12 protein-coding genes and 1 tRNA gene are annotated in these 11,034 nt (G+C 64.9%); 3 read left to right on the top strand and 10 right to left on the bottom strand.

Features of this window, described 5'->3' with window-relative positions; translation table 11 throughout:
• The first annotated feature begins 381 nt into the window (after positions 1 to 381).
• Both BN2503_RS20020 and BN2503_RS10370 read left to right on the top strand, forming a co-directional pair.
• Positions 382 to 573: a hypothetical protein gene (locus tag BN2503_RS20020; protein WP_139235412.1), complete on the top strand. Its 192-nt coding sequence runs from the start codon at positions 382 to 384 to the stop codon at positions 571 to 573.
• 14 nt (positions 574 to 587) lie between these two features.
• Positions 588 to 1,322, top strand: a complete 735-nt coding sequence (locus tag BN2503_RS10370; protein WP_054256581.1) for a hypothetical protein — start codon at positions 588 to 590, stop codon at positions 1,320 to 1,322.
• Positions 1,323 to 1,779: 457 nt separating this feature from the next.
• Here BN2503_RS10370 and BN2503_RS10365 read toward each other — a convergent pair.
• The 5 genes from BN2503_RS10365 to tolB form a co-directional block, all read right to left on the bottom strand.
• A tRNA-Lys gene (locus BN2503_RS10365) sits at positions 1,780 to 1,855 on the bottom strand.
• 55 nt (positions 1,856 to 1,910) lie between these two features.
• The gene (locus tag BN2503_RS10360) at positions 1,911 to 2,675 is read right to left on the bottom strand and encodes a tRNA threonylcarbamoyladenosine dehydratase (RefSeq protein ID WP_082366557.1); all 765 of its coding nucleotides are present in this window, start codon (positions 2,673 to 2,675) and stop codon (positions 1,911 to 1,913) included.
• Between the two features lie 8 nt (positions 2,676 to 2,683).
• The gene (gene ybgF, locus BN2503_RS10355) at positions 2,684 to 3,454 is read right to left on the bottom strand and encodes a tol-pal system protein YbgF (protein ID WP_054256579.1); all 771 of its coding nucleotides are present in this window, start codon (positions 3,452 to 3,454) and stop codon (positions 2,684 to 2,686) included.
• Positions 3,454 to 3,990: a peptidoglycan-associated lipoprotein Pal gene (gene pal, locus BN2503_RS10350; protein WP_054256578.1), complete on the bottom strand. Its 537-nt coding sequence runs from the start codon at positions 3,988 to 3,990 to the stop codon at positions 3,454 to 3,456. The genes ybgF and pal overlap by 1 nt, the downstream gene beginning before the upstream one ends.
• Before the next feature lie 46 nt (positions 3,991 to 4,036).
• Positions 4,037 to 5,353, bottom strand: a complete 1,317-nt coding sequence (tolB, locus tag BN2503_RS10345) for a Tol-Pal system beta propeller repeat protein TolB (RefSeq protein ID WP_054256577.1) — start codon at positions 5,351 to 5,353, stop codon at positions 4,037 to 4,039.
• Positions 5,354 to 5,474: 121 nt separating this feature from the next.
• On the opposite strand from tolB, the gene msbA reads away from it, so the two are divergent.
• Positions 5,475 to 7,262: a lipid A export permease/ATP-binding protein MsbA gene (gene msbA, locus BN2503_RS10340; RefSeq protein WP_054256576.1), complete on the top strand. Its 1,788-nt coding sequence runs from the start codon at positions 5,475 to 5,477 to the stop codon at positions 7,260 to 7,262.
• Positions 7,263 to 7,324: 62 nt separating this feature from the next.
• On the opposite strand, the gene BN2503_RS10335 is transcribed toward msbA, so the two are convergent.
• The 5 genes from BN2503_RS10335 to tmk are packed head-to-tail and all read right to left on the bottom strand — an operon-like array spanning position 7,325 to position 10,886.
• Positions 7,325 to 7,999, bottom strand: coding sequence for an ankyrin repeat domain-containing protein (locus BN2503_RS10335; protein ID WP_054256575.1), 675 nt, complete (start codon positions 7,997 to 7,999; stop codon positions 7,325 to 7,327).
• Positions 7,996 to 8,802, bottom strand: coding sequence for a TatD family hydrolase (locus tag BN2503_RS10330; protein WP_054256574.1), 807 nt, complete (start codon positions 8,800 to 8,802; stop codon positions 7,996 to 7,998). The genes BN2503_RS10335 and BN2503_RS10330 overlap by 4 nt, the downstream gene beginning before the upstream one ends.
• 57 nt (positions 8,803 to 8,859) lie before the next feature.
• Positions 8,860 to 9,219 (bottom strand): PilZ domain-containing protein, encoded by a 360-nt coding sequence (locus BN2503_RS10325; RefSeq protein WP_054256573.1) that lies wholly within the window; start codon positions 9,217 to 9,219, stop codon positions 8,860 to 8,862.
• An 18-nt stretch (positions 9,220 to 9,237) separates the two neighbouring features.
• Positions 9,238 to 10,233: a DNA polymerase III delta subunit-related protein gene (locus BN2503_RS10320; protein WP_054256572.1), complete on the bottom strand. Its 996-nt coding sequence runs from the start codon at positions 10,231 to 10,233 to the stop codon at positions 9,238 to 9,240.
• On the bottom strand, positions 10,230 to 10,886 hold the full coding sequence (gene tmk / locus BN2503_RS10315) for a dTMP kinase (RefSeq protein ID WP_054256571.1): 657 nt from the start codon (positions 10,884 to 10,886) through the stop codon (positions 10,230 to 10,232). Before tmk ends, BN2503_RS10320 begins: the two co-directional genes overlap by 4 nt.
• Positions 10,887 to 11,034 lie beyond the last annotated feature (148 nt).

The raw sequence follows: 11,034 nt of genomic DNA, 5'->3' as shown, positions 1-11,034 counted from the left end.
GGTCTTCAGGCTTCTTGTAGTTAGCCAGCAGGCCAGACAGCAGTTCTTCGGGTACGTCGTGTTTCTTGGTGCTCATTGTGCTTACGGACAGGCCGGCTCGCGCCGGCGGTGGATTGTCCGTTTACACAAAATTCTGCACACCCTCCAGACGCTTGAACGGCAAATTTCATCCGTTCCCGTTTCATCCGTTCCCCTAAGGGAGAGAACGGAAGGAACGGATGGAAGGGGGACTAAATCCCCCCTTCCCATCCATTCGTTCCAAGCAATTACAGAACGGATGGGAACGGATGGGAACGGAAGGAACGGATGGGGTGAGGCACAGGCGCAAGGGCCATAAACAAACCGCCGCCCTGCATCCCTTCACCAACTTTGAAAAACACCATGCACCAAGCAAAGACCGGGCAGACACCGCCCCCAGAACTGGCCGCCGCGATGGCGAAATTTGAAACCGCGCAACTTGAGCAACTGGCGCACAACGTCGCAAACCGTGGCGCACTGCTGCCGCGCAACCTGACAGCCGAACAGCGCCGCGCCGTTATGGCGATGGTTTCTCGCGTTAACCCTTCCCTTTGAATCGAAAGAACACCATGAAAAACATCAATCAAAGCCCCCGTTTCGCCGAAGCGCAAAACACCCTAGGCGAACTGACCGGCGCATTCAATGCAGCCACTGCCGAGGAAGCGCGTTTGCTGGGACTGCTGGCCGCGCCTGCCGATACGTTCGACCCCCTGGCCGCTGGCCTGCGCCTGCTGCGTGGTGAGTCTGCACAGCGCAACGACAGCACGGGCCTTAATCGTGAGCTTGCTCAGGTGCGCGAGCGTCTGGACACCCTGCGCCCCGCCATTGAAGCGCAACGGGCCGCCGTGGCTGCGCTGGTGGCCGAACTAAGCGCCGCAGTCTGCGCAGAGGCCCAACCGGCGCACGCAAAGGCCGTTCAAGGCGTGGCTGATGCGCTGGTGAGTCTGCGGGCTGCGCTGGCTGCCGAGGCTGCTGTGAGGGCTGGAATCGAGGCCGCCGGGTATCAATGCAGCCTTGTGGCAGTGGCGGAGCCTGAACTGAGCTTTGCAGATACTGAAAGCGCCGCGTCCCGTCTGCTGCGTGATGTAACCCGCCGCCTGGAAGTGGAACGCCTGCGCACTGGTGGGCCGGTGAATGTCCGCCTGCTGGTGGACGGTACGGGGTTTGGCGACCTTGGGGACGTTGTGAAAATCGACGGGCCGGACGCTGCGCATGTGGTGGCGCTGGGGCATGGTGAGCCGACCACCGCAAAGCCGGGCAAGCTGCCGCGTGTGCGCGAATCTATCGCGCTGGTGCTGGGCTAAGGTCACAGGGGCGGTTGCGTGTTTGCGCGATGCCCCCTCTAGACCGGCTTGTTCGACCTGCCATAACGCTAACGCACAACTTGCCGTGTCGTGCGCGCGCGCGAGGCAGGGGCGGGTGCAAAGTCTGGGCTATGCCCCATGTAAACCGACAGCACCCCCAAGCAACCCTAAACATCCAGAAAAAAGGTGATGGGGTGGGGGGTATCAAAAGTCTGCAACCCCAGGCCAGCCGACACCCCGCGGTTCCGCACGCGGAGAAAAAATCCCCCTTTGCGAAGTATTCAAATCAGCAAATGACCGAAGCCCCGCCCGAGGGGCTTTTTTATTGCTGGTGCTGGGTGGCTACATGCTGGCTACACGGGGCAAAACCCTGTACCAGTGGCTACATGGTGGCTACATGAGCCAAGAATGAAAAAACCCCGCTATTGTTTAGATAGCAGGGTTTCTTTATATAGCTTGGTGGGTCGTGCAGGATTCGAACCTGCGACCAACGGATTAAAAGTCCGCTGCTCTACCAACTGAGCTAACGACCCACACTTTTCTTCGCATCTACATACGAAGCCTTGAATTATAGCACGTTTACAGAGATTAAAAATCTTCGCGCGCCACGCAATCCAATACCCACCCGGCCGCACACTGGCCAAAGGTTGCCGTCACGGCGACCACCGAACCATAGCCATGACAGCCGAGCGAGCCATCGCCCGCCAAACCACATGAGGCGTGGGGAGGAGCAACTGCCTCCCTGCTGAACACGCAGGCAACCTTCATCCTGCGCCCCTCCTTGGGTGCACCGTGGTGCTTACGCAGTTGGTAGCGCACCTGGGTCAGCAGTGGATCATGGGTAACTGCCGCCAGATCATCAATATCCACCTTGTGCGCGAGGCGCTTTCCCCCAGCGGCACCAACACTGATGAACGGTTTGCCGGAATTCCGTGCCCACTGCGCCATGGATGTCTTGGCGCGCACTTGATCGCAGGCATCAATGACGGCATCGACAGCCGATGGCAGCAAACCTGGCCAGTTCGTGCTGTCAACGAAATCCTCAACACAAACCACGGAGCAGGCAGGATGAATTTGCGCGATACGGTCGCGCATCGCCTGTACCTTGGCCTGTCCGACCGTCTCAGTCAGTGCATGAACTTGCCGGTTGATGTTTGATTCAGCGACATGGTCGAGATCTATCAGCGTCAAGCGGCCAACTCCGCTGCGCGCCAGTGCCTCTGCCGCCCACGAGCCGACTCCGCCCACGCCCACGACGGCTACGTGGGCCGCACGTATGCGCCCGGCTCCCTCAAGGCCGTACAAACGCTCCAGCCCGCCAAAGCGGCGCTGGAGATCTACTTCATCGGCCACGGGATCCGTCACTTGAGACGCGCCAGGCGCTCCTTGGCAGCACCCGCGGCCTCAGACTGCGGATAGGCCTTGACCAAGTCTTCAAAGGTCTTGCGCGCAGCGCGTGTGTCCTTCAATTCGACCTGGCAGTTGCCAATCGAGAGTGCTGCCTCGGGCGCACGCGCGTGGGTCGGTGCTGCCGCCAGCAAGGCCTTGAAGTTACCGATGGCTTCCTTGTAATCACGCGTCGCATACTGTGCGTTGCCCAACCAGAAGCGCGCAGAAGGCACATAGCCACTGCGCGGGTACTGCTTGATGAAAGCGGCAAATGCCTGGCCAGCCTCGGCAAACTTGCCCGTGCGGAAAACCTCGAGAGCGGACTCGAAGTCCCGCTTCTCTGCAGGGTCGGCTCGGAATTCCTGACCGTCGAGGCTCACCTTCACCGGCTCGAACTGACGCAGGCGTTCATCAACGCCCTGCGCCATATCCTTTTGGCGTCGCTGCAATTCGGCGATGTCGCGCTGGAGCTGCTCGTTCTGCCCGCGCAGCTTGGCCTGCTCAGTGCGCAGCGCCTCGATCTGCGTTTGCAGATCGAGCAAGCTGCGGCGCAGCTGCGACGACTCGTCGCCCGTGCGCATGCTCCCCTGGGTCAGTCCATCCACACGTTGGCGCAACTCCAGGATGGCGCGACGCGCCTCTTCATCCTCGAAAAGCGCCGCGTGACCACCTACCGCATAGGCGGATGCCAAAGCCGCCACGAGCGCGGCCTTGGCCCAGGAAGGAAAGCGGGCTGCGGGCATCAGCGGTACGACAGTTCAACGCGGCGATTCTGCGCGCGGGCGTCTTCGCTGATGCCTTGCACGGCAGGCTTTTCCTTACCGTAGCTGATGGCTTCCATCTGGCCATCGGACACGCCCAGCAGGCCCAGCGAGCGGCGCACGGCTTCGGCACGCTTTTGGCCCAGCGCCAGGTTGTACTCGCGACCACCACGGTCATCGGTGTGGCCTTCCAGCATGACCTTGCGACCCGGCACTGCCTTGATGAAGCGCGCATGGGCATCCAGCACCGATTGGTACTCGGACTTGATCGCATAGCTGTCAAAGTCGAAGTAGATGGTACGGCTCACGCCCACCGGGCCAGCACCGTCACGGTCGGATTGGCCAAGATTCACCCCTGCAACACCACTTTGGGCCGTGTTACCTGTGTTGGCTCCGGCATTGGTTGTCGCCGAACGGTCCTCCACCGGGGCCTGGTCGTCCAGCTTGACCCCGGTGCTGCAGCCGGCCATCAGGGCAGCCACGGTCAAAGCGATGGAAAGGCGTTTCAAATGTTTCATGCAAATTGCTCCTGCAATCTTGGATACGGGTTAAATCAGATCGAATTCACTGTTTTTGGTACGGCCCCCAATCGGGCTCGCGTATGTCTCCGCCCTGCCCCGCCAGCCGTGCCTTGATCTTTCCATCCAGCGTGGTGGTCATGAGCGCCTCACGGCCCTGCTGCTGGGTGGCGTAGACAATCAAACGGCTATTGGGTGCAAAACTTGGGTTTTCGTCTGCGGTGGTGTCGGTAATGGCGCTCACGGCCCCCGTGCCCAGATCCATGACATGCAGCTTGAACGCGCCGCCGACACGCGAGATATAGGCCAGCCAGCGTCCATCCGGACTCACGCTTGGGGAAATGTTGTAGCTGCCGGAGAACGTAACGCGCTCGGCGTTGCCGCCCGATGCCGCCACCTTGTAAATCTGCGGTGCACCGCCACGATCACTCACGAAGTAGATGGTGCGGCCATCACCAGAGAACACGGGCTCGGTATCAATACCGCTGCTCTGCATCAAACGGCGCGGCTCACCGCCGTTGGCGTCGATGGTGTAGAGCTGCGAACTGCCATCGCGCGTCAGGGTCACCGCCAGTTGCCGGCCATCGGGCGACCAGGCGGGTGCGCTGTTAGAGCCGCGGAAGTTGGCAATGAGACGGCGACGCCCACTGGCCACGTCATGCACATACACCACGGGCTTGCGTGACTCAAACGAGACGTAGGCCAGCTGGGTGCCATTGGGCGCCCAGGCAGGGGAAATGATCGGCTCGGGGCTCGACAAGGCAGCCTGGGCATTCTCCCCATCGGCATCGGCCACCCACAGGCTGTAACGTCCGCCTGCCTTCGTCACATACGCGATGCGCGTGGAGAACACGCCACGCTCACCCGTGAGCTTCTCGTAGACGAAGTCGGCGATGCGGTGTGCCACCAGGCGCAAGTCACCTTGGCTGACCACGAAGCTCTGCCCCCCGAGATCCTGGGCCCGCACCACGTCCCACAGGCGGAAGCGAATGTCGTAGCGGCCATCCGCCAGGCGCGTGATGCTGCCGGTCACCAGGGAGTCGGCGCTTTTTTGCCGCCACTGGGCCATGTCAGGGCGCGAGACCTCATCCAACGCCGCCCCTGCGGCATCAATGCTGCGAAACTGCCCACTGCGCTCCAGATCGGCCTGCACGATCGCCGAAATGCGCTGTGGCGATTGCGCCTCGCCCCGGAAGGGCGCCAAGGCAATCGGCAGCTGCGTCAGTCCGACCCCCGTCACTTCCACACGGAACTGCGCGAGAGCGGGTAGAGCAGGGAGAGAAAGAATCGCGGCCAGGACCTGGCGGCGCAAAGGAAGAAGCGGCGCAGCCGCTTGGGATGGGATGGATCGGTCAGTGGTCATTGGCAGCCGTCGGAACCTTACGCAACAAAGCCGGAAGACAACCCGGCATATTACACATTGATCCCGAACTCCTGTGACAAACGGTATGGTACACCCAGTGAACCGTAGAATCCGGCCGCAAATGCAAGCCCCTGACTCCGGAACACCCAATGCCGCCAGCACCGCTGCCCCCACGTCACCGGGCCTGCGGGCCAGGCTGCGGCGCCTGCTGCCCTTTTTCAGCGGGCACCGCGTGGCCTGGGGCCTGGCCTTCTTCGGCACCGTGGTTGGCGCCATCACCGAGCCACTGATTCCGGCGCTGCTCAAGCCATTGCTCGACAGTGGTTTCACCGACGGCACCCTGGAACTGTGGTTGGTGCCGCTGGCCATCATCGGTGTCTTCCTGGTGCGCGGCATTGCCCAGTTCACCAGCCAATACGCCATCACGCGCATCGCCAACGAGGGCATGCTGCTGCTGCGCAAGGCCTTGTTCGAGCGCTTGCTGTCGGCAGAAATGGCGCTGTTCTCGCGCCAGTCGGCCAGCACCCTCTCCAACACCGTGGTGTACGAGGTCCAGACCGGCGCCACGCTCCTGGTGCAGGCCCTGATGGGCATCTCACGCGACGGCTTCACGCTGGTCGCATTGCTGGGCTACCTGCTCTACCTGAACTGGCAGCTGACCCTCATCGTCGCCGTCGTGGTGCCCGGGGTCGCCTGGATCATGAAGACGCTGTCGCGCCGCCTCTATCGCATCACCAAGGCCAGCCAGCAGGCCACCGACGACCTCGCCTACGTGGTCGAGGAAAACGTGCTGGCCCACCGCGTGGTGCGTCTGCACGGTGCGCAGTCATCGCAGAACCAGCGCTTCGGCCAGCTCAGCGACAGCCTGCGCCGCCTGGCCATCAAGGCGACGATCGCATCGGCGGCCATGACGCCCCTGACCCAGCTGCTCGCGGCGGGGGCCTTGTCCACGGTGATCTGCATCGCCCTGTGGCAAAGCCGCACCGGTGCGGACGGCGGCCAGGCCATCACCGTCGGAGGTTTCGCCTCATTCATCACCGCCATGCTGATGCTGGTGGCCCCCATGCGCCGCATGGCCGATGTCTCCAACCCGCTCACGCGCGGCGTGGCGGCCCTGGAGCGCGGCCTCCTGCTGATCAACGACACCGGCAGTGAGGCAAGTGGCCACCAAACCCCGAGCCCGGTGCGCGGCGCGCTGGAATTGCGCGACGTGACCGTACGGTTCGCGCAAGACCAGTCCCCCGCGCTGGACCGCGTGAGCCTGCGCGTGCGCCCGGGCGAGGTGGTCGCGCTGGTTGGCCCCTCTGGCGCCGGCAAGACCACGCTGGTCAATCTGCTGCCGCGCTTCGTGCTTGCCAGCGAAGGGGACATCCTTCTGGACGGCTGCCCGCTGCAGGACTGGCGCCTGGACCACCTGCGCGCGCAATTTGCCATGGTGAGCCAGGACGTGGTGATGTTCAACGACAGCATCGCCGCCAACGTAGCGCTCGGCGCGCCCCTCGACGAAGCACGGGTACACGCCTGCCTGGCGGCGGCCAACCTGGCCGAGCATGTGGCCAGCCTGCCCCAGGGCATCCACACGCTGGTGGGGCACAACGCCACCCAGCTTTCGGGCGGGCAGCGCCAGCGCCTGGCGATTGCGCGGGCGCTCTACAAGGATGCGCCGATCCTGATCCTCGACGAAGCCACCTCGGCACTCGACACGGAGTCCGAGCGGCTGGTGCAAGACGCGCTGCAGCGCCTGATGCAAGGGCGCACAACGCTGGTCATCGCCCACCGCCTCTCGACCATCGAGCATGCCGACCGCGTCATCGTCATGCAGCAAGGCCGTGTGGCCGAGCAGGGCACGCACGCGCAGCTTCTGGCCCAAGGCGGCATCTATGCACGCCTGCAAAACCACGCAGGCTGATTACGAATAAAAAAGGCCTCCAGCCCTTTCCTAGCAAGCGCTAGCAGCTACAAAAAAAGAAGCTACCACTGACCCCGGTTGGGCTGGCGCTGACGGATAGCAGTCGCCAATTGCTGCGCCAAGTCCTTGCGCCCCGCCCGCAGCGCAAAGTCCACAGCCGTCAGGCCCAGCTGGTTTTTGATGGTGGGGTCGGCCCCTTCCTCCAGCAGCAGCAGCGCGCTGGCGCGCGTGCCGTACTGCGCTGCCAGCATGAGCGGCGTGCTGCCATTGGGCGAGCCAGCGTCGATGTAGGCATGGTGCTCCAGCAGCAGCGCCAGCATGGCGGGCTGCTGGTCGCCGGTGCCAGAGGCGGCGTAGTGCAGCGGCGTCCAGCCGGTCTTGTTCACATCGGCATCCTTGGCGACCAGCGCGCGGGCCAGGTCCAGGTAGCCTTTGATGGCGGCCAGCATCAGCGCGGTCTCCCCTTGCGGGTTGGCTTGGTCCACTTTGAGGGCCGGCGCCTGGAGCAAGGCACCAAAGGCCTTGAACGACTCCAGCTGCAGCGCCAGCACCAGGGCCGGCACACCTTTGGCATCCACGGTATTGGGGTCAAACCCCCGGCGCAGCAGCGCCGTGATAGCCCCGGCATCATCGCGCCGGATGGCGGTGAAGAAATCATCGTACGAACCGGCCTGCGCCAGCCCCCACGCACCCCAGCCCAGACCCGAAACGGCCAGCAGACAGCGGCGGCGCATCATGCCCGCACCCCGGCGAACAGGGCCTCGAAATTGCGGCTGGTGGCCTCGGCGACGGCCTGCACGCCGATACCGCGCACCGTGGCAATCTGCTGCGCGACATAGGGCACATAGGCCGGCGTGTTCGTCTTGCCGCGGTAGGGAACCGGGGCCAGATAGGGGCTGTCGGTTTCGATCAACATCCGGTCCAGCGGCACAAAGGCGGCCACGTCGCGCAGTTCCTGGGCGCTCTTGAACGTGACGATGCCCGAGAACGAGATGTAGTAGCCCAGGTCCAGCGCCGCACGCGCCACGGCCATCGACTCGGTAAAACAATGGAACACGCCGCCGGCACGGTTGCCCGCGCCGTCCTCGCCCTCTTCGCGCAGGATGGCCAGCGTGTCTTCGGCTGCGCTGCGGGTGTGGATCACCAGCGGCTTGCCCACGGCCCGGGCCGCGCGGATGTGCGTGCGAAAGCGCGCGCGCTGCCACTCCAGGTCGGCGATGCTGCGGCCGCCCTTGCGGTCTTCCATGCCGTAGTAGTCCAGCCCAGTTTCACCAATGGCCACCACGCGAGGCAAGGCGGCGTGTGCACGCAAATCCTGCTCAGTCGGCTCAGTCACGCCCTCGTTGTCCGGGTGCACCCCGACGGTGCACCAGAAGTTGTCGTAGGCCAGCGCCAGCGCATGCACCTGGCCAAACTCCTCCATCGTGGTGCAGATGCAAAGCGCCCGCTCTACCTGCGCCTGCTGCATGGCCTGGCGAATGGCAGGAAGCTGGCTGGCCAGCTCGGGGAACGTGAGGTGACAGTGCGAGTCGGTGAACATAGGCGGGAAAACGGACATGCCGGCCCACGGGCCGGCATGCGAGTGGGCAAAAAAGACTCAGAGCGTCTGCGTCGAACGGTCCGAACCCAGGGCCGTCCCCAGGATTTCCTCGATTTTGAGCCTGAGCTGGCGCGACTTCTCGTCCTTCGGGAAATGGATGCCGACGCCCTGGGTGCGGTTGCCGCCAGCGCGCGCAGGCGTAACCCAGGCCACGCGGCCCGCCACGGGGTAGCGCTGCGTGTCATCGGGCAGCGTCAGCAGCACGTACACGTCATCCCCCAGGCGGTATTCGCGGTTGGTGGGCACGAAAATGCCGCCCTCGGTGAAAAAAGGAATGTAGGCCGCGTACAGGGCCGCCTTTTCCTTGATGGCCAGCTGCATGACGCTGGGACGCGGCGCTGTGGAGGGAGTGCTCATGGGCTCGTGGGGCTCTCTTCAATGGCGTGAGTGTAGTGTCTGGCGCGCCTGTGCCACAAGCGCCTCCAGCATCAGGCCTGTATTGAACGGATGCTCGGCCGTGCGCGCCGCGCGCGTCAGCGCCTGGGCCCAGCGCGCCAGGGCCAGCAAAGGCGGCGGCGGCGGCAGGTCGGCGGCGGCGAAATAGCGCGGCGCCGCACCGCAGGCGCTGGCCTGCAGATCGTGGCAGAGCTTTTGCAAGGCGTTGATGGCCTGCGCCGGGGTGAGGTCGGCCAACGCGGCCACCTCGCCACGCGCCAGTGCTTTGGGCAGTTGCGCCCAGGCCGCAGGGCTGCGCCCGGCATGTGCCTGCGCCAGCGCGTCCTGCGCACGCCCCCCGGCTGCGCGCAGCTGAGCCTGCGCCACCTCGGGTGCCAGGCCTTGGGCCTGCAGCCACTGCAGCGCCTGCGCCTCGTCAGGCCAGTGCAGCGTATGGCCCAGGCAGCGGCTGCGAATGGTGGGCAGCAGCAAATGCGCCGCCTCGCTGGCAAGCACGAAGCGCGTGTCGCCCGGGGGCTCCTCCAGCGTTTTGAGCAGCGCGTTGGCCGTGATGGTGTTCATTTGCTCGGCCGGGTAAACCAACACCGCCTTGCCCCGGCCGCGCGCCGAAGTGCGCTGGCAGAACTCCACGGCGTCGCGCATGGCCTCGACGCGGATTTCACGGCTGGGCTTGCGCTTTTTGTCGTCGATCTCGGACTGGGCCTTCTCGGGCAACGGCCAGCCCAGCGCCAGCATCACGGTCTCGGGCATGAGCACACACAGGTCGGCGTGGGTGTGCACCGCCACGGCATGGCAACTACCGCACTGGCCGCACGCACCGTGGGGCGTGGGCGCATCGCACAGCCAGGCGCGCACCAGCTCCAGCGCCAGCTCGAACTGCCCCAGGCCCGAAGGCCCCTGCAGCAGCCAGGCGTGGCCGCGCTGGGCCAGCAACTGGTCTCGCTGCGCAGCGATCCAGGGGGCGAGGGCGCTCATGGCGCAGCCTCCTCCAGCCAGCCACGCTGGCGCAACGCGGCGAACACCTGCTGCTGCACCTGCGCCAGCGGCTGCGCGCCGTCGATGCGCACGAAGCGCTGCGGCGCAAGCGCAGCGCGCTCGGCATAGCCCTGCGCCACCCGCTGGAAAAAGGCCTGCGGCTCGGCCTCGAAGCGGTCGGGCGCGCGCGCGGCAGCCAGCCGCTGTGCGGCCACCTCCACCGGCACGTCGAACCATACGGTGGCATCGGGCTCACGCATCAAATCAGGGTCTTGGGCAAGCCCAGTCTGCGCCAAATGCTCCAAAATCAATAGCACGCCCCGATCGAACCCACGACCCGCGCCCTGGTAAGCGAAGGTGGCGTCGGTGAAGCGGTCGCACAGCACCACCTCGCCGCGTGCCAGTGCAGGCTCGATCACCTGCACCAGGTGGTCGCGCCGCGCAGCGAACACCAACAGGGCCTCGGTCAACGCGTCCATGGCGTCGTGCAGCAGCAGCGCGCGCAGCTTCTCGGCCAGCGGCGTACCGCCAGGTTCGCGCGTGCGCGTGACGCAGCGGCCCTGCGCCTCAAAGGCGCAGGCCAGCGCCTCAATGTGCGAGCTCTTGCCCGCGCCGTCGATGCCCTCGAAGGTGATGAACAGCCCTGGCTCCATATCAGTTCTCCATAGCGCTGCGCGCCACCCACGGCCCATGAAACCTGCGCAACCCAAGCGCGGGCAGCCGCGCAAGGGCCGCCCCGCCGCGCTGGCTGCGTCCCCCTCCCATAGCGCGAAGCGCGTAGAGAGAGGGGGAAGGCGCGCA

The organism is Paenacidovorax caeni, from assembly GCF_001298675.1.
In the GTDB taxonomy this organism is placed as follows: domain Bacteria; phylum Pseudomonadota; class Gammaproteobacteria; order Burkholderiales; family Burkholderiaceae_C; genus Paenacidovorax; species Paenacidovorax caeni.
This window is presented reverse-complemented; position numbering and strand designations above follow the sequence as displayed.

Excerpts from the sequence above, each read along its gene's own strand:
- BN2503_RS20020 (WP_139235412.1), top strand. The coding sequence starts at position 382 with ATGCACCAAGCAAAGACCGGGCAGACACCGCCCCCAGAACTGGCCGCC.
- BN2503_RS10370 (WP_054256581.1), top strand. The coding sequence starts at position 588 with ATGAAAAACATCAATCAAAGCCCCCGTTTCGCCGAAGCGCAAAACACC.
- ybgF (WP_054256579.1), bottom strand. The coding sequence starts at position 3,454 with ATGCCCGCAGCCCGCTTTCCTTCCTGGGCCAAGGCCGCGCTCGTGGCG.
- pal (WP_054256578.1), bottom strand. The coding sequence starts at position 3,990 with ATGAAACATTTGAAACGCCTTTCCATCGCTTTGACCGTGGCTGCCCTG.
- tolB (WP_054256577.1), bottom strand. The coding sequence starts at position 5,353 with ATGACCACTGACCGATCCATCCCATCCCAAGCGGCTGCGCCGCTTCTT.
- msbA (WP_054256576.1), top strand. The coding sequence starts at position 5,475 with ATGCAAGCCCCTGACTCCGGAACACCCAATGCCGCCAGCACCGCTGCC.
- BN2503_RS10335 (WP_054256575.1), bottom strand. The coding sequence starts at position 7,999 with ATGATGCGCCGCCGCTGTCTGCTGGCCGTTTCGGGTCTGGGCTGGGGT.
- BN2503_RS10330 (WP_054256574.1), bottom strand. The coding sequence starts at position 8,802 with ATGTTCACCGACTCGCACTGTCACCTCACGTTCCCCGAGCTGGCCAGC.
- BN2503_RS10325 (WP_054256573.1), bottom strand. The coding sequence starts at position 9,219 with ATGAGCACTCCCTCCACAGCGCCGCGTCCCAGCGTCATGCAGCTGGCC.
- BN2503_RS10320 (WP_054256572.1), bottom strand. The coding sequence starts at position 10,233 with ATGAGCGCCCTCGCCCCCTGGATCGCTGCGCAGCGAGACCAGTTGCTG.
- tmk (WP_054256571.1), bottom strand. The coding sequence starts at position 10,886 with ATGGAGCCAGGGCTGTTCATCACCTTCGAGGGCATCGACGGCGCGGGC.